This is a genomic window from Streptomyces acidicola, from assembly GCF_009377235.1.
Classification (GTDB): Bacteria; Actinomycetota; Actinomycetes; order Streptomycetales; family Streptomycetaceae; genus Streptomyces; species Streptomyces acidicola.
In genome coordinates this window covers 22,410-45,808 of the sequence record NZ_VMNX01000034.1, presented here as the reverse complement: position 1 = coordinate 45,808, position 23,399 = coordinate 22,410, and the positions used below count along the sequence as shown (strand labels likewise).

Sequence of the window (23,399 nt, the reverse complement as noted above, 5' to 3'; positions counted from 1 at the left end):
TGTCCGGGCCCCGTACGGGGGTTCGGGCGCCGTGTGCGGGACACCCGTGACGGGCCGCGGGGCGGCACTGCTCCACGTACCGCGGCCGGGCGGCGGTACGCGACCCGCCCGCGGGGAGGAGGGCCGGTTCAGGGATGCCTCAGGGATTCCCCTGAACCCCCTTTGCTCTCAACTCCCTATACTCGGCAAGGACCGTACGCGGCGGAGGACTCCAGGGAGACCCGGGTGATTGACCGATACGTCGCCGAACTGGACAAGGCCCTGCGCGGCCCGCGGGCGGTCAAGGCGGACATGCTCGCGGAGGCTCGTGACGGGCTCGTCGATGCCGCCGAGGCGTACGAGGAGAGCGGACTCGATCGCACCAGCGCCGAGCAGCGCGCCGTGGCCGACTTCGGCCCCGTCGACATCATCGCTCCCGAGTACCAGCCGGAGCTGGCCATGGCCGAGGGTCGGCGTACGGCACTGCTGATCTGCGTCGTCCTGACCGTCCAGCCGGTCGCGTGGTGGCTACTGCTGACTCTCGCCGGACACGGCGCGGACGCCCGCGCCGACACGGATTACGCCCTGGTCGACGACGTGGTGCGCTGGACCGGCGCTGGGGCCATCGGCACAGCGCTCGCGGTGGCGATCGCCACCGGCGCCGGGGTGCGCTATCTGGGCGCGCGACGCCGTCTGGTCCGTGCGGCCGGTTTCTTCGCGTTCCTCGTCTGCGCGGTCTTCGCCGTCCTCGGCCTGCTGCTGACGCTCTACAGCCCGGCCACGGACTCCCTGCTGGGACTCACAGGCCTGCCGATGACGGCCCTGCTGCTCGGCGTTCCGCTGGCCGGGGTCGCCGTGGCGGGCCGCCGTTGTCTGGCCGCGTCCTGACCGTGTGCTTGTCTGCACGACGCTTCGGCGCCGAGCCGTGGTGACAGAGCCGGGTCCCGTCCTCCGGATCGGCCGGGCGTCGTGAGGCAGGGCACGCGCGCTCCCGTACCGGGAAGCTCCTGACCCCGCATCTCCGCGCCGACACGGCATGGAGATGCGTCGCCACACCGTACGACAGCGGGCCTGCCCTGCCGCCGCACGAGGGCGGGCCTGCCTTGCGGAACCAGGGCAGCCGCCCGCATCTCCCTGGTCCCTGATGCCCCCGGCGTCACGGCATGCGAAAAGGCCGGCACAGCTCGTGAAGCGTGCCGGTCGTCGCTCTCCTCGTGACCCTCAGGCCGGCGCGGACCCCGGGCGCAGGACGCCCTCGACCATGGTGGAGAAATCCCGCCATTTCGTCCGCTCGCTGGCCAGCGCCCGGCGGCCCGCGGAGGTGAGCTGGTAGGTGCGGCGCCGCCGGCCACCCACCGTGCTCCATTCACTCTCCACGAGTCCCGCCCGATCGAGGCGCCGCAGCGCGGGGTACAGCGACCCGGTCGGCAGGTCCAGCGCCCCGCCGCTGCTGACCTGGAGAGCCTCCATGACCGCATATCCGTGCAGGGGCTCCGTTTCGAGCACCGCGAGGATCAGCGCGTCCAGATGGCCCCGTAGCGCTTCAGACATCATGTAGGCAATCTACATCATGTGCTAGCGTCGACCACCTACATGTAGCCAATCTATCTATCGTGGCGGGTGACGCCACTGGACCAGGGAGGTCGGACTACGGTGGCCACGCCCAATCGGACCCTTACCGAGGCGGGTGACTCGTCGGGGACGGCGAGGCCGAGCCTCTTCGAACGTCTCGCCCAGGTCTCCTACCGCCGCAAGTGGTGGGCACTGGTGGGCTGGGTCGTCGTCCTGCTGGCGGTGAGCATGGGCTCACAGGCCGTCGGCGACGACTACCACAACGACTTCGGCCTGCCGGGCACCGACTCCCAGAAGGCGCTCAACGTCCTTCAGGACCGGGCCCCCTCGCAGGCGGGCGCCACAGTCACGATCGTGCTGGAGGCCGACGGCGGACTCACCGCCGCGCAGACGCGCGAGCGGGTCGAGTCGATGCTGGCCCAGGTCAAGAAGGAACCACACGTCGTCAGCGTGGTCAGCCCCTACGACAATCGCCAGGCAGTGTCGAAGGACGGGACCATCGGCTACGTCTCGGTCTCGCTGGACAAGCAGTCGGAGGACATCCCCACCGAGGACGCCCAGAAGATCATCGACACCGCGCAGAAGGCCGAGACCGCCGGTCTGCGCGCGGAACTGTCGGGTGACCCGGTCCGGGCGGCTCAGGGCGAGGACAGCGGCTCCGCCGAGGGCATCGGCATCCTCGCCGCCCTGGTGATCCTGGTCCTGCTCTTCGGGTCCCTGTTCGCCGCCGTGCTGCCCGTGGCGATCGCCCTGTTCGCCGTCGGCACCACGCTCGGCCTGATCATCCTCGCCTCGCACGTGGCGACGATCGCCAACTTCACCGCACCGCTGATGATGCTGGTCGGTCTCGGCGTGGGCATCGACTACGCCCTGCTGGTGTTCTCCCGCTACCGCAGCGAGCTGTTCGCCGGCACCGACCGCGAGGCGGCGACGGTCAAGGCCATCGACACCGCCGGCCGTACCGTGTTCTTCGCCGGATGCACGGTCATCGTCGCCCTCCTCGGGCTCGTCGTGCTCGGCCTGGGTTCGCTGCAGGGCGTGGCCGTGGCCGTCGCCCTGACCGTGCTGCTCACCATGATCGCGTCGCTGACGCTGTTGCCCGCCCTGCTGGGCATCTTCGGCGGCCGGATCGAGAAGCAGGTGCGCCGCCGTGTCGAGAAGGGGCGCCGGGCCGGCGGCGAGCGCTGGGGCCGCTGGACCGCTGCCGTCCAGCGGCGCGCCTGGGCGGCCGCGCTGGTGCCGACCGCGCTGCTCGCGGCCCTCTCACTGCCCGCGCTCGACATGCGGCTCGGCTTCGCCGACGCCGGCACCGACGACACCTCCACCACCACCCGCCAGGCGTACGACCTGCTCGCCGAGGGTTTCGGCCCGGGCTTCAACGGACCCCTGATCGTGGTCGCCGAGGGCGACTCGGCAGCCGCCTCGCAGGCCCGTGCGGCGCTCGAGGACACCAAGGGCGTCGCCGCCGCGCTGCCGCCGCAGTCCTCGGGTGACGACCTGTCCACCATCATCGTCTTCCCCACCTCCGCCCCTCAGGACGCGGCCACGAACGACCTCGTCGGCGAGTTGCGGGACGGCGTGCTGCCGTCGGTGGCCCGAGAGACGGACGCCACCTTCCTGGTGGGCGGCAGCACCGCCTCCGCCGAGGACTTCTCCGACGCAGTCGCCAACCGGCTGCCCGCCTTCATCGCCGTGGTGGTGGGACTGTCGATGCTGCTGCTCCTGCTGGTGTTCCGCTCGATCCTCATCCCACTGAAGGCCGCGGCGCTCAACCTGCTCAGCGTCGGCGTCGCCATGGGCGTGATGACGCTGGTCTTCCAGGGCGGCACCCTGGGCATCGAGAAGGGCCCGATCGAGGCGTACGTCCCGGTGATGATCTTCGCGATCGTCTTCGGACTGTCCATGGACTACGAGGTCTTCCTGCTCTCCCGCATGCACGAGGAGTGGGAGCGCAGCAAGGACGCGGCCCTGGCGATCCGTCAGGGGCTGGCCACCACGGGCCAGGTCGTCACGGCCGCAGGCGCGATCATGATCGTGGTGTTCGGCGCCTTCATGTTCAGCGGCGACCGGATGCTCATGCAGTTCGGCTTCGGACTGGCCGTCGCCGTCTTCGTCGACGCCGTCATCATCCGCTGCCTGATCCTGCCCGCGGTGATGCACCTGTTCGGCCGCTTTGCCTGGTGGCTTCCCGGAGGGCTGGCCAGGCGCCTGCCCCGGGTGGCCATCGAACACACCTGACGGGAGGGAATCCCCCGCCTCCCGACAGGGGCCGGCCGGCCTCCACGCCCGACGCGGGTGTGGGGGCCGGACTCTTGCTGTCGGCCCTCCGGCACCCCCGGCACCAGCGCGAGCGCAAGCCGTGGTGTGCCCTCACTGCGCCTCGACCAGAAGTTGAGGTGACCCACCCAGGATGCGGGGGACCCGATTCCGCGGCGAGGGTGAGGTCGGCCCATGAAGGTACCGAGAGTCCTGCGATGGTGCGGCCGGATGTTGCTGTCGCTCGCGCACGACGTGGGCGCGGGGGCCCAGTTCATGGGCGCTCTCGCCATCGGCATGTCACCACCGCCCCATCTCTTCACGCAGCCCATGCAGCTCACGCAGCCGCGAAACGACCCGGATCCGGAACCCCGGAATGTTCTGGAATCAACAAATCCAGATATCGGCAAGGCCTCCGGAGGACCGGCACCGGGCCACCCTGAACGCCTTATTCCGCACATTCCACCAGAACCGGAGGAACAGGCCCTGTGGTCACAGCTGCGCTGACCTCGCCCTTCCGCAGATGAAAAACCCCGCTCCACCTGTGCTCGTTCGGCAAGAAAACAACCGGAGCGCCCCGTTCACTTGCCTGTAAATGTTCGGCACGGCATAGTCTGAAACGGAATCTTTACCACCGAGCACCACACAATCCAGAAAATCGGGGGATCTACAGGATGTCTCACGACGCTCGGCCGCGACCCGCCTCCTTCTTCACCGCGCCCGCACGCCCACGCGGGCGAAGTCCGCGCGCCTAGAGGAAGCCGACCGAGGCCTGGACAGCAGCAAAGCCCCACAGGCCACGGGCGCTTGAAATCAGGAACCGCGCACAGGAGACCGGACGACGGTCGACAGCCGCCGGTGAACGGAGCCCCAAGGGCGCGCCGCCACGAGAGGTTCACCCATCACCGCTCGGCATGCCACGCGGGCGAATTCGGCTGCCCTAATTTCATGGCAGTCCGCCCCCCCCTGCGGGCCAAGTCGAGAAGCGTCGCTCTGTCGTGCCGACATCCGGCCTCACACCACTGACGTCTGGCGCCACCCGGCCAATTTACCGGACTCCATGTCCGACATATGCGTCCAGTGCGGAAAAAAGAAAGTGTTTTGCATTCGCTACGAAGGGTGTGGAGGCAATGCAGATCAGCGTGTTGGGTCCGCTGTCCGTCACGATGAACGGGAGGAACGTCACACCGACGGCGCCGAAACCACGACGGATTCTGGCGCTGCTCGCCATGTCCGCGAACCAGGTGGTACGCAACGAGCAGCTCATCGAGGAGGTCTGGGAGGACCGCCCGCCCAGCAGCGTGGCCACCACCCTGCAGACGTACATCTACCAGCTGCGCAAGTCGCTGCGCCTGGCGGGGGGTTCAAGAGCGGACCGGGACCCCGGGGACGAACTGCGCACCTTCGTCGGGGGCTACATGCTGACGCTGCCGAACGAGGACCTGGACTCGCTGAGGTTCGAGGAGCGGGCGCAGCGGGGCAGGGCCCAGCTGTCGGCCGGTGACGTGGCCGGGGCGGCTCGCACACTGCGGGAGGCCCTGGACCTGTGGCGCGGGCCGGCGATGGTCGACTTGAACCCCGGCCCGGTACTGGTCTCGGAGGCACTACGACTGGACGAGATACGCAAGAGCGTCCTGGAACTGCGGATCGAGGCGGACCTGCGGCTGGGCTGCCACCACGAGCTGCTCGCCGAACTGATCAAGCTGGTCTCCTCGCAGCCGACGCACGAAGGGTTCCAGGTCAAGCTGATGATCGCGCTCTACCGTGCCGGCCGACGCTCCGAGGCCTTGCAGGTCTACCAGCACGCCCGGGAGAGCCTGGTCCGCGAACTGGGCGTGGACCCGTCGGAGACCCTCCAACAGCTGCACCACGCCATCCTCACCGGTGACCTCGGACCGGGTCCGGCACCGGAGTCGCCGTCGCCGTCGCCGGGGGCATGGGCGATGCACGAAGTCAGATACTGAGGCCGGACGGCGTACCGCCGGAGACAGCGCGTGAGAGCTCTCCGGATCCAGTCGAGGCCGGGCGGCCCCAGGCGTGGGCGATCTGACAGGTTCGGTCCGAAGGCCACGTCCGAAGACCGTGCGTACGACGGCCGTTCTCACGAAGTCCGCGACCGGTTCGGCCCGAAGACCCGAAGGCCCGCCACGACGAAGCCCGCGAACCGTCCACGTCCTCCCCCACTCCCCCGCGGTCGGATCGTACGACGGTCCGGTGCTTCCCCGGCCTGCGCGGCCACGGGCCGGGCCCACGGGCCTCCTCCGGCGTCGACGCGCGCGGACGGAGTCCTGAGCCGTGTCCGGCCAGGGCTCCGGAGTACCCGGCGGGAACAACCTGCCGGGGGACCGCGCGTGGCCCGTCCCCGCTGTGCGGTCGCCGCGCGCGCGGTCGCCGCGGCTCCGGTTCCGCGGCTGGACGAAGCGCCTGTCCCGCAGGCGGAGTCCGCGGCCCCGGGGTTCCGCGGAGATCCGAACGCATCACGGCCCGGGCAGCGGCCCCGCCCCGGCACTTATCCGGAGCCAGCACCCGGCGGACAGGCCCTGCGCGCGCAGAGGACGCTGCCGACCTGTCCGGGGCAGGTAACTCCCGTGCGTGCGGGAGGGCTGTCACATGCCCTTCATGCCATGAGCCGTGGCCAGCGCCACCACGAGCGAGCCGTCAGCCATGGCTCCGGCGGCCCGTGCCTGCTCGACGGCCACCACAGCGGCTGCGCTGCTCGGTTCGAGGGGCAGTCCCGAGCGCCACACGCGGCGGGTCCCCGCGGTCGCGGCGGCGTCGTCCACCACCTCGGCCCGCCCGGCCGAGAGCCGTACGGCCTCCAGGGCCTGCAGGGCCACGCTGTTGCCCGCGAGTGAGGGCATGACCGACGTGCCGCCCGGGAACGAGCCGTGCGGATCCGCACCGCCCAGCACGGCCGAGACCCGCGGGAACGGCTCCACCAGGCACAGGTGCGGCACCGGCCCGCTCCCGCACAGCTCGCGGAAGCCGAGGTACACGCCCCACGCCAGATCCCCGCGGGAGGCGGGGACGACGACCCAGTCGGGCAGACGGCCGTCGAGGTCGGCCCGGATCTCCACGGCGAGCATCTTGTAGCCCTCGATCCCGAAGGGGCTGCTGCCGACCGGCGGCACCGCCACATTGGTCACCGGCAGCACCGTCCGTGAGTCCAGGTGGCCGGCGAGGTGCCGCCAGCGCTGTTCGGCCTCCGGGAAGACGACGACCTCGGCACCGAGGTCGCGCATCAGCCCGACGACGTGTCCGGGCGTGTCGTCCGTGACCGCGATCTCGCAGCCCAGACCTGCCCGGGCGCAGTACGCGGCCAGCGAGACGCCCGCGTTGCCGGAGGAGGCCGCGGCCACCACCTCGTACCCGGCGTGCAGCGCCCGCGCGACGGCGAGGGCGCTGAACCGGTCCTTGTGCGATCCCGTGGGGTTGGCGCCCTCCCACTTCAGCCGCAGATCGAGGTCACCGGTCGTGTCGAACCGCAGCAGCGGCGTTCCGCCCTCTCCGAGGGTGGGCGCCCCTGCGTAGGGCAGGCGGACGCCGTCGGTGGCGTCCGGTTCCCCGTACACGCAGGCCAGGTTGGCCGGCGTGCCGTACTTGAGACAGGACGGGCAGCCTCGCGGATGGTCGTCCACCGGCTGATGGTCGCCGCAGCGGATGCACCGCAGCGAGCGCAGGGCGGGGTGGCGGGTGACGGCCCTTGCAGTCGGCGCTCCCATCGTCAGCCGATCACCGTCAGACGGCGTTCCAGGGTGGTCAGCAGCCGGTTCCCTCCTGCGGTCACCACGAACGGGTCCTCGATCTGCACCGCGCCGAGCCCGAACTCGTAGTACGGCGTCTCGAAGTTGACCACGGTTCCCTCCTCCAGACGGTCGTCGTTGTCGGGGGTGATGAGGACGGGGTCGTAGATCTCCACCCCGATGCCGTGCCCGACGTGGTGCCGACGGTAGTGCGGCACCCCCGCCTCACGCACCGCCTCCACGGCCAGGTCGAACAACTCCTTCCCCGTCATGCCGGGGCGGGCCTCGGCCAGTGCCCGGTCCTCCCCGGCGACCATGGCCGCGTGGTACCGGACGAGCCGGTCGGACGGCTCGCCGAGGCTGTAGAGGCGCGCGATGTCGGACCAGTAGCCGTCGAGGACGCATCCCACGTCGAGCCAGAGCGAGTCGCCGCGCCGCAGCGGCTCCCGGGACACCGCCTGGCCCGCGACCCCGCCCCGGCCGAAGCGGATCAGGGTGAACTTGGGCCGGGCCCCCGCGGCCACGACGGTCGTCTCGAACTCCCGCACGAGCTCCTGCTGGGTCACCCCGGGCCGTGCCGCGGCCGTGACCGCCCGGATGCCCTGCTCGGTGAGAGTGGCCACGGCTTCCAGCCGGCGGATCTCCTCAGGTGTCTTGACCTTACGGGTCCAGCGCAGCACCTCGGCCCCGAGCCGTACGTCTGCTCCGGGCACCGCCTCGCGCAGCACGTCGAGGTAGCCGTGCGGCACGCCCTCCTCGTCGACGGCGATCCGGGCACGCTCCAGCCCGGCCGCCTGCAGGGTGTGCACGAGGCCGTCAAGGGCGGTGGCGGGCGCCGACCCGTCGACGGCGATCCGCCACAGCGCCTCCTCGTCGTCGCTGAGTACGGCGTCCTCGCCCTTCTCGCGGTAGAAGGTGCCGTATCCGACCGCCGACGCCACCGGCGGCAGGACGTCCTGCACCTGGTCGGCGTCGCAGCGGGAGGTGACCAGCCGGACCTGTTCGGGCCGGTCGCGGGTGAGAACGGCGTAGAACTGCCCGGAGTGCGGGAAGACCTCCAGGGCGACGCTGGGGACACCAGTGAGGTAGTAGACGTTCTCGTACGTGGTGGCGACCACGGCGTCCAGGCCGAGTTCGTCCATCCGCGCGGTCAGTCGTTCCAGATTGGCCGGCATCTCTGCTCCCTCCGGGCCGTTCACCATGTCGGTGCGGGAAGGTCGTCGGCTCCTGCCCGGGGCTCGGGCACGGCCGGGCTGACCGGGTCGCGGGCTGCTTCGACCAGCGCGTCGAGGGAGGTCAGTCCGGCCTCCTCGATGGTCGGCAGCAGCCCGCGCGACCACAGCCAGTCGTCGTCGAAGGTCTCGCCGAGGTAGTTGGCGCCGTCGTCGGCCGCCACCACGATGATGCGGCTGCCGGGGTGGTGGTGGGCGTGGTGCAGCGCGCCGAACACGGCGAGCCCGGCGGACTCCCCCACCAGGACGCCCTCGGTGCGGGCCAGCAGCCGGCAGGTGGCCAGCCCTTCGTGGTCGGCGACCATGTGGACCCGGTCGATGACCTCCCGGTCCAGGCAGCCGGGGTGCCAGCCGAGGCCGATACCCCGGGTGGCCCAGGTGCCGTGCGGATAGCCGAAGGTCGCGGAGCCGATCACGTCGACGCCGACGGTGACGACCTCGGGCCGTGCGCGTTTGACGGTGGCGGAGATGCCGCTGATGTGCCCGCCGGTGCCGACCACGGTGACCAGGGTGTCGAAGTCGGGGTCGTCCGCGAGCAGTTCGTGCCCGGTGGTCTCGGCGTGGGCGAGCGGGTTGGCGGGGTTGTTGTACTGATCGGGCCAGAAGGAGCCGGGGATCTCGGCGAGCAGTTCCTTGACCCGCTGGATCCGGGCGCCCTGCAGGGAACCCTGGGCATCGGGTTTGTCGACGACCTCGATCTCGGCGCCGAGGGCGGTGGCGTAACTGAGCATCGAGCGGGGCGCCTTGCGGTCGGTCACCAGGACGATCCGGTAGCCACGGACCACCCCGATCAGCGCCAGCGCCTTGCCGACGTTGCCGGAGGTGGACTCGATGATGGTGCCGCCGGGGGGCAGCAGTCCGTCCTGTTCGGCGTGGTCGACCATCGACAGGGTCGAGCGGTCCTTGATGCTGCGGCCGGGGTTCCAGCCCTCCAGCTTGATCAGGATCTCCGAGCCCGCCACCGACCAGCGCCGCAGCCGGACCACCGGAGTGTGCCCGATGGTGTCGAGGAGGCTGTCTCTGATCACGGTTGGACCTCGCAGAGTTCGGTGTCCGTCACGGGTGTCCTCCGGTCGGCGGGTGGTGGGGCCCGGTCACAGGACGAGCTGCACCCGGTAGTGGTCCAGCCACAGGTTGAGCTGGAGGATGAGCTCGACGCTCGCGCGCGCCAACCGGTCCTTGGCCAACCGGTCCGGCTGGCCGACGAGTTCGGTGGCCGCCGCCAGGTCGGTCAGGGGCCGGGCGGGGGCCTCGGTGTCGGCGAGCATCGCCTTGAACTCCTCCTGCAGTCGCGCCGGGTAACCCGGGTCGTGACTGATCGGGGTGGCGCTGCGGGGCCTGCGGACGACCTCCTGCGGCAGCAGGTCGGCGACGGCCTCGCGCAGCAGGCCCTTCTCGATGCCGCCGTGCCGGTGCATCTCGGCCGGGATGTTGTACGTGTACTGCAGGAGCTCATGGGTGTTGACGGGCGAGCGGACCTGGAGCCCGGTGGCCGAGAAGATCGAGGAGTCGCCGCGGAACTGGGTCAGCACGAGGTAGGCGACCGTGCGCATCTTGCGGGCCCAGTCGTCCTCCTCCGGGAGGTGCTCGACGTCGGCGACGGCGGAGGCGTAGGTGTCCGCGTAGTACGTGGGCAGGTCGAGCCGTGCGAGCAGGTCCTGGTTCACCAGCCCCGTGCCGAAGCCGTTGCGCGCCCCGTGCCGCTGGGCCAGGGCGATCCACGGGAAGGTGCCGGACTCGACGAGCCCGCGGTCGTTGCACCAGGTGGCGCCCAGGAAGGCGTTGTCGGCACCGAGTCCGGTGAAGACCACCTTGTGGCCGTCGGCCGCCACCCGCTGGAGGAAGATCTGCTGCCAGGCGTCCATGTCGTAGATGCGGGTCGGGCAGTCCTTGGCCCGCAGCATCGACAGCCGGACGACGGGGTCGAGGATGTCGGCCGCCTCCAGCTGCACCACGTGGTGCCGCGCGTCGACGTGTTCGGCGACCATCCGGGCGTAGGGTGCGTCCTTGCTGGTGCGCATGGCGTCGGAGCGGAAGCCGTCGTAGGCGTAGTCGATGGTGTACGCGTGCAGTCGGCCGAGGTCGCGGCGGCGCAGTTCGGCGGCGATCAGCGCGGTGACGGAGGACGAGTCGACGCCGCCGGAGAGGGTGACGGCGGCCAGGTCCGGGCCGGAGGGGGTGGCGGCGCGGGCGCTCTCCTCCAGCATGGCCCGGATGCGGGCCACGGTGGTCTGCAGGTCGTCCTCGTGCGGGCGGGTCTGAAGCTTCCAGTACTGCCTGCGGGTCCAGCCCGAGCGCCCGAACACGGCGACCTCACCGGCCTCCACCTGGGAGAAGCCGGAGAACAGCGGGCCGGTGGGCACGGCGTGGCAGATCACCTCTCGCAGCCCTGCCGTGTGCACGGCCGGCTGCACCTCGGGGTGGGCCAGCAGGGCCTTGCGCTCCGAACCGAAGACCACACCCGTGGGGGTTTCGGTGAAGAAGAGCGTCTGCCCGCCGAGCTGGTCCCTGGCCAGGACGAGCTCCTCGGTGCGGCCGTCCCAGACGGCGAGGGCGAAGGCCCCGCTCAGCCACGGCACGAAGTCACTGCCCCACCGCAGGTACGCCTGGCTGAGCAGTTCCGCCGCGGGGGCGTCCGGTGACACCGGCCGTCCGGCACCGCGCAGCCGTTCGCGCAGCGCGGTGAGGCCCCCGGGGGCGCCGGTGAGGCACAGCACGACGTCGTGGCCATCCGCCTCGGTCACGACGGGCTGGCGTCCATCCCCGGGTTCCACCACCAGCGCGCGGTGCCCGAAGGCGGCCCTGGGCGACGTCCACACCCTCTCGCCGTCCGGTCCGCGATGGGCCAGGGAGCCGGTCATCGTGGTGATCACCGGCCGTTGCAGGGCCAGGTTGCGAGAGAAGTCAATCCAGCCGACCAGACCTGACATGTCATCGCCCTCCGACGTCCGTCCACGGGTGCGCACACTGCCCTTGCCGGTGCCGACGGGGGCCGGCACCGGATCGGCCTCTCACGCTTCCGGCGAGGTCTCGAGGTCGGATCGTGGGCCGCTGAAGCGCCCGGTGCCGGATCCGGTCGCCATGACCACGTTGCTTCCCTACATGTAGACTGTCTATATTTCGTAGCGGGGCGGCCGATCAGGACGGGCGCCGGCACGGCGCCTCGACCACGCGCCAGAAAGGGGAACAGACGCATGGCGATCAAGGAGACGACCCTGAGTGATCTGCGCGAACTGCCATGGGCCACGATCATCGCGCTGGGCGCCTTCTCGCTCCTGCGCCCGATCCTGAGCATCGTCGGGGCGTACGACGACGGACCTCTCAAGAAACCGGTGGGGCCGCTGATCCTCACCGCGCTGATCATCGTCGTGTGGATCGGCACCGCCGTGGTGCGCCGCTTCCCCCGCCCGGTCGAGTCGCTGGCGTTCGTCGGCGTGGCCTACGGCGTCCTGGCACTCCTGCTGAACCTCTCACTCCAGCCGTTCCTGGACGACGCCGAGGTGCCCCCAGTACCCGGCATGATCGGCATCCTGGTCTTCAACGCCGCGCAGGGCGCGGTCTGCGGCCTGATCGCCCTGGCCCTGCTGCGTTGGCGGTCCCGCTCCGGCAGGGCGTGACACCAGCCCTCCACAGCGCCTCGCGGAAGCCGCTTGCACCGGCACCGCACTCCACGACAGCCGTCGTCCGGTCCCCTGTTGACCGGACGGCGGCTGTCGGCGTCGTACGGGCCGGGGTCGTTGTGCCGCCCTGGTGCACGTGACCTTCTCCGGGGCCGCCGCGGGGCCCTGCCTTGTCGCGGCGGGCCGAAAAGCCGGTGCGCCTGTCGGTCAGTAACCGACGGTGAAGCGCTGCCGACGGTGGCTGGGCTGCTCGATTTCGTCGAGGAGGGCCACCGCGTAGTCCTCCACGGTGATGGTGCTGTTGCCGTCGTCGTCGGTGATCAGGTCGTCCAGGGCGGTGCGGTAGCTGCCGGTGCGGGTGCCGGGCTCGATCATGGCCGCTGGGCTGATGTTGGTCCAGTCGACGTCGGTGACGGTCCGGTAGTAGTCGAGGGCGTCGCCGTGGGCGTGCATGATCTGCAGCAGGAACTCGGGCAGACCCGGGGCGTCCCACACCTGCTTGCCGTCGGGGGTGCGCAGGGAGCCGGCGCCGCCGACGGTGATCAGGCGGGGCGCCTGCCCGCCGAGAGTCCGCAGTCCTTCGGTGAGGGCGACAGCGGCAGGCTTGATGGTGGCGATGTGGCCGGGGCCGTCACCGCCGCCGACAGCACTGACGACGACGTCGTGGCCCTTCGCGGCGGCGGCGACCAACTGGGCGTCGAGGATGTCGCCGGTGGTGACGGTCAGGTTCGCGTGGCGTTCGGTGACCTTGGCAGGGTCTCGGACGACGGCGGTGACGGTGTGGCCGCGGTCGAGGGCCTCGCGGACGATGGCGGAGCCGATGGTGCCGTTGGCGCCGAAGACAGCAATGTTCGTCATGGCAGTGCTTTCCTTTGTGATCTTTTGTGATCTGTCGTGGTGGTTCTGGGCGGTCAGGCGGAGGTGGGGGCCATGCGCCGGTCGAGGGCCTCGGTGAGCTGGAGAGCGCTGGAAAGCGGTCCACCGAGGCGGTGAGTGCCCGTGGGGGTGTGCAGGAGCAGGGTCGGGTAGGCATCGACGCCGAGCCGGCGCAGTTCCCTGAAGCCGCCTTCGGCTTCGGCGCGGGTGGCCGGGTCGAGGAAGGCTTCCGCGACGGCGTTGGCGTCGAGGCCGTGCCCGGCGGCGATGGACCGGTACACATCGAGGTCGGAGAGGCTGTGGCCGTCGATGTACCAGGCGCGCTGGAGGGCGCTCGCCAGTTCCAGGATGCGTCCGGGAGCCTGGCGGCGCAGCGCGACCAGGCCGGTGGCGGCGTCGGTGGAGTCCATCACCACGGTCCCCTTGGCCAGGGCGTGCTGATAGCCCTCACCGAAGGTGACCCCGGTGGCGGCGGCGATGCGCTGGTTGGCCGCTGGGATGTGCGGGTACCCCGCCACGGGCAGGGCGCGCGGGCCGGAGAAGAGACCCCCGGACAACACCCGCAGATCGATAGCGATACGGTCCGCGTTGTCGTCGGCGAACTGCCGCAACGCCGGGCCCAAGCCGTAGCACCAGCCGCAGTAGGCGTCGAACGCGTACGTCAGACGGATACGGTCTGTCATTCGGGGCCTCCTGTCATTGGTAGAAGTCAGTCATCGATATCGGCCGGGAGCTGCGACGTCCTTGCCGCCGCATATGCTCTCGACTGACTTCAAACGTAGGAGCCGCGAAAGGTTCCGCCCAGGTACGGTGAGGTCTCGTCGTGGTGAAAAATGGACACGAAGCGATCCCTGAGATCCAGTACGTCCCGCCGGCGGCCGGCGCGGTCGGTATCGAAGTGATGCCGATCGCCGAACTGCGCCGCCGCATGCACAGCCACGGCGGGGTGGAAGGCGCACAGGACGCCGAGGGAGCCGGCCGCGCGCAGCGCCCGGATTTCCACCTGCTCCTCACAGTGGAACAGGGGCTGCTGTGGCACATGGTCGACTTCGCCGACTACGCCGTCACCGACAGCACCTGGTTGTGGGTCCGCCCCGGCCAGGTACAGCGCTTCGGCGACCTCAGCGCGGCGACCGGCACTGTGGTGCTGTTCCAGCCCGACTTCCTCGACCCCGCCACCGCCACCGATGTCCACCTCGACGACCCCTTCGGATCCACCCTGTGGCAGATCACCGGCGAGGACGCCCCCGCCCTGCACCGGGCCCTCGACCACCTCGCCCACGAATACGGCACCACCCACATGGCGACCCCCACCCGCTCTGCCATCCTCCAGCGGCTGCTAGCCGTGCTCCTGCTGCGCCTGACCCACTTGACCGCACCCGTGGGCACCCTGCCCGCCGAGCACACGGAAACCTTCCAGCGCTTCCGCGCCGCCGTCGAAACCGACTTCACCCGGGCCCGCGATGTCGGACACTACGCACGCGCCCTCGGATACTCGCCGCGCACCCTGACCCGGGCTGCGCTCGCCGCTGTCGGCGTCGGCGCCAAGGAGTTCATCGACCGTCGCGTCGTGCTGGAGGCCAAACGCCTCCTCGCCCACGGCGACGAACCCGTCGCGAGCATCGGGGCCCGCCTCGGCTTCCTCGACACCAGCAACTTCGTCAAATACTTCATCCAGCGCGCCGGCACCACACCAGCCACCTTCCGTAGCCGGTACCGCCCGGCCCGGGCCGCCCGCTGAAGCCACCGGCCAAAGCTGCCAGACGTACCTTCCTTCACACCAGCAGAAGCGGTGCCGCTGTGCCGCGAGACGCCGTCCACCAAGGACGAGGCGCGGTGCGTTCTCTGGGCTCGATCACTCACACGTCACTGAGAATCGCCGGCACACCGGACAGGACGAGGACCACCACCTGGTGCTGATCAACTCGTAGAAGTCCTGACCCGATCCTGGCGATGCACGGCACTCGGGCCTCTTCTCGTTCTTGCTCCGCCCTCGTACGTTCGGGGCATGAACGACATACTCGCCCTGCCCACGGGGCCACTGGTCGACGCGAGCCTCGCCCTCGTACAGAAGTCGGAGAGCACGCCGATCGCCAACCACAGCTTCCGCAGCTTCCTGTTCGCCCGCCTGTTGGCCGAGCAGGAAGGCTGCCTGAACGACGCGGCTTACGACGAGAACCTGCTCTTCGCCGCCTGCGTGATGCACGATCTGGGGCTGGGCACCTTCGCGGCCGGCCAGGCCCGGTTCGAAGTGGAAGGCGCCGATCTGGCGGCATCCGTGCTGACCGAGCACGGCATCGCCGCAGCGGACGTCGACCGGGTGTGGGAAGCGATTGCCCTGCACTCCTCCCTGGGCATTGCCGACCGGCGCGGACTGCTGACCTACCTGACCCACAAAGGTGTCTTCACCGACGCCGGCCTCTTCACCGACCTCGACGCCGCGGTGCTCCAGCCGATCTACGCCACATACCCCCGACCCGCCGACGACCGCTTTGTCCAGGACGCGATCGTCGAGCATGCCGCCCGCTCCCAGGCTGCGGCACCGCCATACTCGATCGCAGCCGAGTTGCTGCGCCAGCGACAGGCCGGAGAGTGACCTCTGAAAGGGCGGTCCGGGAGGTGACGTCCGTTCCGGTGTGAGGGTGAAGAGGCCGGGTTCTGCCTCGACCGTGGACGGGTCCTCGGCCCGGCCCGCCGACTGGCGGACCTGGCAGCGCAGCAGATCCATCCTGAGCTGGGCTGTGCCAGGACGGTGAGATGGCTGCGTCCAGATTCTCACCGAAGGTGGCAGTTTCCGGGTCAGGTCAAGAGAAATGGGAGGCTCGGGCAGTCCTGGAGCCGGTCTGGCTGCTAGCCGTACAGCCAGATCCGCAGCGGACCGACCGGCTCGAAGCCATGGCGGACGGCGGCCGCCAGGTCCTCGCCCTGCTCGTAGCCGACCGCCGGCAGGGTGGGGAACAGCTGGTGTACCGCGTCCAGTACGACCGGCCAGGCCAGGTCAAGGCCACCGTCCAGCGCGAAGACGTTGGAGATTCCGACCACTTGGTCGCTGCGGCTCGCGACCGCTCCGGCGACCACTCGGCCGTCGACTGACTGTCCGGCGAGCACGAAGGTGGCGGGGTCGTCGAGTAGTTCGGTCCGGAAGAGGTCCGCGTTGCCGTCGCCGTCATCCCAGGCGAGCGCCCAGGCGCGCAATGAGTCCGGATCGCCTGCCACGTCCCAGGAAATATCTGACGCAATGGCGGGCGCACTTGCCGGGCGGTGGATCCACTGCGCCTCGAACAACACCTGGAAGCCGAACTCCGTCAGGTCGAGGTCGGTAAAGCTGTCCTTGACGGAGGCACCGGGTGCGGCGGTGTCGATCCGGGCCGCCAGCACGGCCGGGTCGGCGCCAGGCACCAGAGTCACCGCGTCGGGGTAGCGAAGCGGCGTGCGAGACGGAGCGGCCCAAGCCTGTGGCCCGAACTCGCCTGCCAAGCCGTGCGATCGGCTCATCGCTGCGCACCACTCGGCGTTGTTGCGGGCGGCGGCCGGGACCAGGAGCTGCTTGGGAGTCGTCACGACTGCGCATCATGACAATTCCGGCCCGGCCCGTCGAACGGGTTTCCGCTGACGGCAAGAGGGACGCTCCGCCCGAAGGCTCGTCAGACACGCCGCAGCAATTGTCGCGCTCGGTACGGCGGGAGCATAAGAGAGGGGCAGCAGGGCCTCCTGGACAGCCTATTGGCCTGGACGGCCTGCGAGCTGCCGAAAGGCCCTGCTCTGCGCGGCACCCGCCACAGTCACCCGATCGAGACTCCTGTTCGACCAACGCCCCGGAACGACAACAGCCACTGCGCCAGGCAGCGATCGTCGCGCCACCCGCCTAACCGTGATCGCGCGGTCCCGACGGACTCATATGCGCGCGATCCACGCCTGCTCCATGTCCACGTAGGGCGTCCCTGAAGACGGCTGCGAGAGCGCTCAGGGGCTCCTCAAGATCATGAACGTCCGTGACGCCCCATCCGCCAGGCGCCCGTAGGCGTTCTCACAACATCTGCGGCGGCCTCAACTGACTCGAAGGAGCGCAGTTCAGGCGGGCTCCCCTCCCCCAAACCGCCCCTCGAGGCTGTGAGCTGTGCATCCGGTTCGAGCTGCTCCCACAGTCGGGACACATTGCCCCTGCCGCGGGCCGCCGCGGCGTCGTGTGAACAATTCGCTGTTCGCTGAGGTGCGGCGTCCGTAGGGTTCCTGCATGGCGGATGATGAGCGGGAATTGGCCGTGCAGGCGGCCATTGCCGGCGAGATGCGGCTCCTCGATCCTGAGGTGCGAGCTTCCCCGGCTCGTGTCCTGGAGCTCCTGGACCCGGAGTTCACTGAGATCGGGGCTTCCGGACGCAGGTGGGACGTGGAGTCGATCCTCACTGTGACAAGTGGCGGTAGCGTCTCCCCGGAGTCTCCGGTCAAGGTCAGCGAAGTGACCGGAGCCGTCCTTGCCCCCGGCATCGTTCACCTGACGTACTTCGCCGACAACCAAGGCCGCCGGGCATGGCGGAGCTCCTTGTGGCGGCTGACGGAGACGGGCTGGCGGATGTACTTCCACCAGGGCACTTTGGCCGGCTGAGTTTGTGAACCGCCGCCCATCAGGGCGGCGGTCGACGAGCTGGCCGTCGGCCCAGCCAGCGCCGTGCGCTTCGACGGGTAGACCCGGGCCACTGCCCCGACTGCCGACTCCGCCCGTAGAGCGGCGAGATGTGACCGCGGGCCGGGGTGCGTCCTCACTTCTTCCGGCCCGCAGCCTTCTCCATGGCGGGTCCCGCCGCTCGGTCCGCGTCCACGTCCTGGTCCGCTGTCGGCAACTCGTTGTGCCCTTCCGACCAGTGATTAGCCCACCCACAGATCCCACAGGCATAGCGCCCATTCACACCCGAGACCTCCGTGCCGCACCTCCGGCATTCCGTCGTCGTGATCTCCTGCGAGTCCAGAAACGCCACCGGCGGCGTGTGCTGTTCATCGGGCGTCATGACCAGCACCCTATCGACCCGGTCGGTCCGGGGGCGCTGCCGGAGATGGGCCCGCATTGGGGGCAGTACCAGGAGCCGTCCGGAGCTTGCCGTGCTTGACCTCCGCAGTTCGGGCAGTTCACCGTTGGGCCCCTTTCCCGTGGTCCGTTGTCGGCAGGGTTCCAGGATGGCCGAGGTCTTGGGCCGGTAGGAGTGCTTGGGCCCCGCACAGACCGCCGACCAGTTGGCGGCTGAGATGACGTGGGCCTGCTCCAGTCGGACCTTCGTCGCCAAGCCGCCCACTCCGGACACACCGTGAGTCAGCCGGAATCGGCGTCGTAGCCGAAGGCGACGACGTGCCCGGCCAGTTCGGAGGCGATGGCCGCCCACCACTCCCCGCAGCGTGACGCCGGCGGCCGGGAGCTCGCAGGCCCGCTCGGTCACCAGCGCTCCGATCGCCAACGCGACACCTCAGCATGCGCGCCGACCAGTCCGAGGCCGGACGGGAGCGTTACCCAGGCGTGCCCATCACGGACGCCTTCTCCCGCTGACACAGGCTCAGGCCCGTCGCCACCGGAGGGGGAGCGACGGGCCCGTGCGCCCGCGGTCCCACAGCCGACCGATGCGGCGCAGCCTGCCCCGCACCGTCCCCGAGCTGAGCCGACATCATGCGTTGACGAACTCCTTGTGGGTGAACCGGAGCGGCCCGGAGCCGAGTTGTTCAAACCGCTGCGGCAGGTTATCGAGTCCGTCAACGAGACCTTCAGGGGCCGGCTCGACCCGGAACGGCAACACCGCCGCACACCCGTCGGCGTCGTCGCCCGCGTCATGCAGCGCATCCTCACGCTGACCACCGTCATCTGGCGCAATGACCAGCGAGGACAGCCCGTCCTGCGCTCACTGACCGCCTACGACCACTACCCCTTGGGCCCGATCATGTAGTTGGACGGTGCCAGGGTGCGCAGAACGTCGAACTCGTTGCCCTCGGGATCGGCCATGACCACCCAGCTCCGGCCGGGGCCCTGTCCCACGTCCACTTTGGCGGCGCCGAGGCCGAGCAGCCTGGCCACCTCGTCGTCGGTACTGCCGTCGATCGGGCTGACGTCGAGGTGGAGCCGGTTCTTCACGGTCTTGCCCTCGGGTACCCGGGTGAACACCAGGGTGGGCGGCATCTGGCGGGCCCGGACCTCCTCGACGCTCGGCTCCCAGGAGCCGATCTCGACCTTGTCCTCGCTCCGGTCGATCACCTTGAAGTCCAGGACCGCGCACCAGAAGGCCGCGAGCCGCTCCGGATCGTGGCAGTCGACATCGACAACCAACTCGGTGAACCTACTCGTCATGGCTCCTCCAGACAGTGCGGACGGGGGCTCCGCCTATGAGGCCGCGCCACCCCGTCCGGCAGACCGCGATTGCCCGGGCTCGTTCTGATTCAGAGGTCCGCTGGCGGGCGTAGAGGAGTTCCTCGGCGAGGATGCGCTGGTATCCCTCGACCTTGCCGTTGTGCCGGGGCGTGTAGGGCTTGGTCCGCTGGTGGCGGGAAGCCCGCGAGATCAGGGAGTGCACGAAGGCTGCGGCCCGGTAGTTGGCGCCGCTGTCCGTAACTACGCGAACGATCCAGTGGATGCCGTGGGCGGTGAAGAACGCGCGGGCGCGGTTGAAGAAGGCCACGGCGGTGGCGGCGTCCGACCTTGTTGACGTCCAGGTGGACCATGTGACCCGGGAAGCGGGCCACGATCCGCTTCGACGGGGGCGGTCGGTGGACCCATTCGGGTCGAGGAACCGGCGGTGGTTGATGCACAGGGGCGCCAGCCACCGGCCCACGGTGCGTTCGCTGATCTGCGCGCCCTGGTCCGCGAGTTCGAGCGCGATCCTGCGGGCGGACCACTTGTTGTCCAGCCGCAGTTGCTCGATCCGTTCGACGACCTCGGGCGGGGTCCGGGTCGGTGAGGAGTGCGGGACGCTGGAGCGGTCCCGTAGCCCGACCTCGCCGTACGTGCCAGACCGGTTTTTCCACTTGGACTTGGACAGGCAGGCGCGGGAGACGCCGACCTCGGCGGCGACGTGTGCGATCGGGCGGCTGCGGCAGCGTTCGACGAGCCTTCGGCGTTCCTCGATGTTCAAGGGGGCGTTCGCATGCGTCACTGGAGCACCTCGGTGCTTCGGCCGGCCGCGACCACAGTGCGGAGGGGGAACGCGATGAGCAGCGCGACAGCGACCAAGAGCCCGCTCGTCCACAGTGGCCCGAGGTTCCCGACCGCGGTGCTGAGGGTGGTCGCGGCGATGAGGGGGCCGGCGGCGGCGCCGATGTTGAGCGCGGCGGTCGCATACGAGCCGGCCATGGTGGGGGCTCCTGCGGCCTCATAGAGAACCCGCGTGATCAGCGTGCTGCCCAGCGCGAACGACAGTGTGCCTTGGACGAACACGAGGGCAAACAGAGCGATCGGCTGGTCGGCCAGCACGGCCAGGGCGGGCCAGCCGATGAGCAGCAGCGGACCGCCGACTGCGAGGACCAGGCCGGGGCGCCGGTCGGACAGCCGTCCGGCGACGGTGACACCGGCGAAGGAACCGACACCGAAGAGCACCAGAGCGACAGAGATCCACAGCTCGCCCAGCCCGGCGGTGTCGGTCACGACGGGGGCGAGGAAGGTGAAGCTTGCGAAGGTCGCCGCGTTCACCAGCGCGCCGAGCACCATGACGAGGATCAACCGCGGCTTTTTGAGCTGTGCGAGTTCCGCCCGCAAGCTCGGCCCGTCGGCCTCCTCTGCCTTCACCGGACGCGCTGGGATTCCCGTGAGGATGCCGATGGCTGCGGGCAGGCAAATAGCGGCGACGGCCCAGAACGTGGCCCGCCAGCCGAGGAGTGCGCCGAGCACTGATCCGCCTGGGACGCCGGCGATCGTCGCCACGGTGGTGCCTGACAGCAGCACGGCAAGCGCGCGTCCCTTCTTGTCGGCGGGCACCAGCGTGGCGGCAGTCGTCAGAGCGACAGCGAGGAACCCGGCGTTCGCCAGCGCGGCAACTACCCGGGTCGCGAACAGGACCGGGAAGCTGGAAGTGGCAGCGCCCGCGGTGTGGGCTGCCAAGAACACGAGGACGAACCCAAGCAGGCTCGACCGTCCAGGCCAGTTGCGGGCAAGTACTGCCATGAGCGGGGCCCCAATGATCATGCCGATCGCGAAGGCCGAGGTGAGTACGCCTGCTGTCCCGACGGTGACGTCGAGGTCTGAGGCGATGTCCGGCAGGAGGCCGGCGAGCATGAACTCCGAGGTGCCCATGGCGAAGACCGCCATGGCAAGCAGGTACAGCGGGAGAGGCATCGAGTGGCTCCGAGGTGAGGAGAGGCACGAGAAGGTCATCTCGTCACCGCGGCCAGCCCAAGGGGCACATACGTCCGACCGCAGAATGCGGCGCGACGACAGGGCTACGAACTCAGGGGTTCAGGGGGCTGACGGCGTGACCGAAAGCCCCCACCCTGTCCGACTCAGGACTCGACATGGCCCGTACGCTACCCGGCCGATGCTCATCGACGCACCTCGGATTCACCGACGTTGGTCTGTGTCACCAACGTCATGTACCGCAACATCTAGTTCGACTTTCGACTCATCGATAGCCTGCGTCACCATGACGCGCGCTTGGATCTTGCCTGTGCTGCTTGTGCTCGTCGGCTCAGCCGTTGCGACTGGGCTGATCTTCAGCAGGAACCCCGGCGCAGCTACAGCACTCCTGCTGATGTTCGTGCCGCTCGCACGGATGAACTTGGCGACCGGGCTGCAAGTACTGCCTGCGACTACGCCTCCGGCTGGGCCGTAGCGCCCGCCAGTTGCATTGGGTAGACATCTGGCGTGACCCGGCTGGAGCCGCAGCGGTGAGGGCAGCCAACGATGGCAACGAGACCGTGCCGACGGTCATCGTGGCGGGCCGACCGCACACCAACCCCGGTCCTGAATGGGTGCGCGAGCATCTCTCCCCTTCCCCGTGATCAGAAGCGGGGCCCTATCGGAGAGGCGCCCGAAGGCCCCAAAGATCATCAATCGGTGCAGCTTGGCAGTTGGCCTGACAACTTGGTGAAGTCCCTGGTAGACGGTCCCGCCACAGAACCACTTCGTCCACGACACCCTCCGACGTATGGGCGCCTGACCAGCTCCTGTTGTGGGTGGAACGGAAACCGGCACACTGGCCAGGCTCGACCTCAGATCATGCGTCGTAGCGCGGTCTCAACGGCATCGATCAGCGGATCACCTTCGGACCGTCGGTGCCGTGCGAGGCCGAACTCGACGTCCGGCAGGGTGGGCAGGGCGTCCGCGTCGTGGCAGGCCATGGCTGGTTCGAGGTTCGTGGGCAGGAGCGCCGCGACGCCGAGTCCGGCTCGTACCGCGGCGAGCACACCGACCAGGCTGTTGCTTTCGAATGCCACCCGCCAGGGCCGATCGGCACGCTCCAGCGTTTCCAGCACCGACGTACGCCAGGAGCACGTGTTCGAGAACAACACCACCGGCAGCGGATCGGCAGCCACGTCCACACCCTGGCCGATTGCCCAGACCAGCGGTCGGCGTACCGTCCAGCGCGGCGGTCCAGGAACAGCCGGCACTTCGTTGAGCACCAGTTGGACGCGGCCCGCGTCGTAGGCCTCCCGCATCGCGGCGTTGGACATGCTGAGCACCTCCAGGGTTGCGCCGGGGTGCAGCCGGGCAAGGTCGGCGAGGGCCTGCGGAAGCTGGGACGCGGCGAGGTCTTCGAGCAACCCGACGCCGCAGCGGCCGGTAAGCGTGCGCCCGGTTTCGGTGAGTGCCTGTGCGGAGAGCGCGAGAATGCGTTCGGCGTACGGCAGGAGCTCCTCGCCCGCCCTGGTCAGCGAAACACCGGACGGTGATCGGTAAAGCAGCGGACGGCCAATGGCCCTCTCGAGCTTGCGTACCTGCTGGCTGAGCGCGGGCTGGGTATGTCCAAGCGTGGTCGCGGCGCGGCTGATGCTGCCCGCCTGCACGATGGTGACGAAGGACCGTAGCAATGCGGTTTCAAGATCCCTGGCCATAACGATTCATTATGTCAGCCCCACCAAATGAACCACTACCTATGGCATGACGGAGGATCTAGCGTCATGCGAGTGACCGGATACCGACAGATACTCGCCGTGCCAGG

The 23,399-nt window shown here is 69.6% G+C and carries 19 protein-coding genes and 3 pseudogenes; 10 read left to right on the top strand and 12 right to left on the bottom strand.

What is annotated here, in order from left to right; all coding sequences use genetic code 11:
* The first annotated feature begins 225 nt into the window (after nucleotides 1-225).
* Nucleotides 226-867 carry a permease prefix domain 1-containing protein gene (locus FPZ41_RS12555; RefSeq protein ID WP_322620151.1) on the top strand — a complete coding sequence of 214 codons (642 nt, stop codon included), beginning with the start codon at nucleotides 226-228 and terminating at the stop codon, nucleotides 865-867.
* 333 nt (nucleotides 868-1,200) lie between these two features.
* Here FPZ41_RS12555 and FPZ41_RS12550 read toward each other — a convergent pair whose 3' ends face one another.
* A complete protein-coding gene (locus FPZ41_RS12550) occupies nucleotides 1,201-1,533 on the bottom strand; it encodes a PadR family transcriptional regulator (RefSeq protein WP_152862066.1) in 333 nt (110 codons plus the stop codon).
* 99 nt (nucleotides 1,534-1,632) lie between these two features.
* Between FPZ41_RS12550 and FPZ41_RS12545 the strand changes: the two genes are divergently transcribed.
* The 3 genes from FPZ41_RS12545 (at nucleotide 1,633) to FPZ41_RS12535 (ending at nucleotide 5,771) form a co-directional block, all read left to right on the top strand.
* Nucleotides 1,633-3,789 (top strand): MMPL family transporter, encoded by a 2,157-nt coding sequence (locus FPZ41_RS12545; protein ID WP_407698776.1) that lies wholly within the window; start codon nucleotides 1,633-1,635, stop codon nucleotides 3,787-3,789.
* Nucleotides 3,790-4,038: 249 nt separating this feature from the next.
* On the top strand, nucleotides 4,039-4,314 hold the full coding sequence (locus tag FPZ41_RS12540; RefSeq protein ID WP_152862064.1) for a DUF6059 family protein: 276 nt from the start codon (nucleotides 4,039-4,041) through the stop codon (nucleotides 4,312-4,314).
* A gap of 623 nt (nucleotides 4,315-4,937) precedes the next feature.
* Nucleotides 4,938-5,771, top strand: coding sequence for an AfsR/SARP family transcriptional regulator (locus FPZ41_RS12535; protein ID WP_152862062.1), 834 nt, complete (start codon nucleotides 4,938-4,940; stop codon nucleotides 5,769-5,771).
* A 642-nt stretch (nucleotides 5,772-6,413) separates the two neighbouring features.
* Here FPZ41_RS12535 and FPZ41_RS12530 read toward each other — a convergent pair.
* The 4 genes from FPZ41_RS12530 to FPZ41_RS12515 form a co-directional block, all read right to left on the bottom strand.
* Nucleotides 6,414-7,529 (bottom strand): pyridoxal-phosphate dependent enzyme, encoded by a 1,116-nt coding sequence (locus FPZ41_RS12530; RefSeq protein ID WP_152862060.1) that lies wholly within the window; start codon nucleotides 7,527-7,529, stop codon nucleotides 6,414-6,416.
* A gap of 2 nt (nucleotides 7,530-7,531) precedes the next feature.
* Nucleotides 7,532-8,725, bottom strand: a complete 1,194-nt coding sequence (locus FPZ41_RS12525; protein WP_152862058.1) for a M24 family metallopeptidase — start codon at nucleotides 8,723-8,725, stop codon at nucleotides 7,532-7,534.
* 20 nt (nucleotides 8,726-8,745) lie between these two features.
* Nucleotides 8,746-9,810, bottom strand: a complete 1,065-nt coding sequence (locus FPZ41_RS12520; protein ID WP_322620150.1) for a PLP-dependent cysteine synthase family protein — start codon at nucleotides 9,808-9,810, stop codon at nucleotides 8,746-8,748.
* Nucleotides 9,811-9,876: 66 nt separating this feature from the next.
* Nucleotides 9,877-11,712, bottom strand: coding sequence for an asparagine synthetase B family protein (locus tag FPZ41_RS12515; RefSeq protein ID WP_152862054.1), 1,836 nt, complete (start codon nucleotides 11,710-11,712; stop codon nucleotides 9,877-9,879).
* Between the two features lie 264 nt (nucleotides 11,713-11,976).
* Between FPZ41_RS12515 and FPZ41_RS12510 the strand changes: the two genes are divergently transcribed.
* Nucleotides 11,977-12,399 carry a hypothetical protein gene (locus FPZ41_RS12510; RefSeq protein ID WP_131566732.1) on the top strand — a complete coding sequence of 141 codons (423 nt, stop codon included), beginning with the start codon at nucleotides 11,977-11,979 and terminating at the stop codon, nucleotides 12,397-12,399.
* 210 nt (nucleotides 12,400-12,609) lie between these two features.
* Here FPZ41_RS12510 and FPZ41_RS12505 read toward each other — a convergent pair whose 3' ends face one another.
* Nucleotides 12,610-13,260 (bottom strand): NAD(P)-dependent oxidoreductase, encoded by a 651-nt coding sequence (locus tag FPZ41_RS12505; RefSeq protein ID WP_152862052.1) that lies wholly within the window; start codon nucleotides 13,258-13,260, stop codon nucleotides 12,610-12,612.
* Between the two features lie 53 nt (nucleotides 13,261-13,313).
* Nucleotides 13,314-13,961 (bottom strand): DsbA family protein, encoded by a 648-nt coding sequence (locus tag FPZ41_RS12500; RefSeq protein WP_152862050.1) that lies wholly within the window; start codon nucleotides 13,959-13,961, stop codon nucleotides 13,314-13,316.
* 143 nt (nucleotides 13,962-14,104) lie between these two features.
* Between FPZ41_RS12500 and FPZ41_RS49855 the strand changes: the two genes are divergently transcribed.
* A complete protein-coding gene (locus FPZ41_RS49855) occupies nucleotides 14,105-15,019 on the top strand; it encodes an AraC family transcriptional regulator (protein WP_322620149.1) in 915 nt (304 codons plus the stop codon).
* 267 nt (nucleotides 15,020-15,286) lie between these two features.
* Entirely contained in the window at nucleotides 15,287-15,874 is a 588-nt protein-coding gene (locus FPZ41_RS12490) for an HD domain-containing protein (protein ID WP_152862048.1), read from the top strand.
* A 254-nt stretch (nucleotides 15,875-16,128) separates the two neighbouring features.
* Here FPZ41_RS12490 and FPZ41_RS12485 read toward each other — a convergent pair whose 3' ends face one another.
* Nucleotides 16,129-16,839, bottom strand: a complete 711-nt coding sequence (locus FPZ41_RS12485) for a hypothetical protein (RefSeq protein ID WP_322620148.1) — start codon at nucleotides 16,837-16,839, stop codon at nucleotides 16,129-16,131.
* A gap of 673 nt (nucleotides 16,840-17,512) precedes the next feature.
* Between FPZ41_RS12485 and FPZ41_RS12480 the strand changes: the two genes are divergently transcribed.
* Both FPZ41_RS12480 and FPZ41_RS12465 read left to right on the top strand, forming a co-directional pair.
* Nucleotides 17,513-17,881 carry a nuclear transport factor 2 family protein gene (locus tag FPZ41_RS12480; RefSeq protein ID WP_152862046.1) on the top strand — a complete coding sequence of 123 codons (369 nt, stop codon included), beginning with the start codon at nucleotides 17,513-17,515 and terminating at the stop codon, nucleotides 17,879-17,881.
* 1,069 nt (nucleotides 17,882-18,950) lie between these two features.
* A pseudogene (locus FPZ41_RS12465) lies at nucleotides 18,951-19,202 on the top strand (IS982 family transposase); the annotation flags it as partial.
* Here the strand turns inward: FPZ41_RS12465 and FPZ41_RS12460 are convergent.
* The 3 genes and pseudogenes from FPZ41_RS12460 to FPZ41_RS12450 form a co-directional block, all read right to left on the bottom strand.
* Nucleotides 19,178-19,600, bottom strand: a complete 423-nt coding sequence (locus FPZ41_RS12460; protein ID WP_152862044.1) for a VOC family protein — start codon at nucleotides 19,598-19,600, stop codon at nucleotides 19,178-19,180. The pseudogene FPZ41_RS12465 and the gene FPZ41_RS12460 sit on opposite strands and share 25 nt — an antisense overlap.
* A 61-nt stretch (nucleotides 19,601-19,661) precedes the next feature.
* Nucleotides 19,662-20,402 (bottom strand): annotated as a pseudogene (locus FPZ41_RS12455) (helix-turn-helix domain-containing protein); the annotation flags it as partial.
* Nucleotides 20,399-21,577 carry a Cmx/CmrA family chloramphenicol efflux MFS transporter gene (locus FPZ41_RS12450; protein ID WP_152862042.1) on the bottom strand — a complete coding sequence of 393 codons (1,179 nt, stop codon included), beginning with the start codon at nucleotides 21,575-21,577 and terminating at the stop codon, nucleotides 20,399-20,401. The pseudogene FPZ41_RS12455 and the gene FPZ41_RS12450, both read right to left, overlap by 4 nt.
* A 304-nt stretch (nucleotides 21,578-21,881) precedes the next feature.
* Here FPZ41_RS12450 and FPZ41_RS12445 point away from each other — a divergent pair.
* Nucleotides 21,882-22,239: pseudogene (locus tag FPZ41_RS12445) on the top strand (glutaredoxin domain-containing protein).
* 210 nt (nucleotides 22,240-22,449) lie between these two features.
* Here the strand turns inward: FPZ41_RS12445 and FPZ41_RS12440 are convergent.
* Complete coding sequence (locus FPZ41_RS12440; RefSeq protein ID WP_152862040.1) at nucleotides 22,450-23,292, bottom strand: LysR family transcriptional regulator; 843 nt, start codon at nucleotides 23,290-23,292, stop codon at nucleotides 22,450-22,452.
* Between the last annotated feature and the right edge of the window lie 107 nt (nucleotides 23,293-23,399).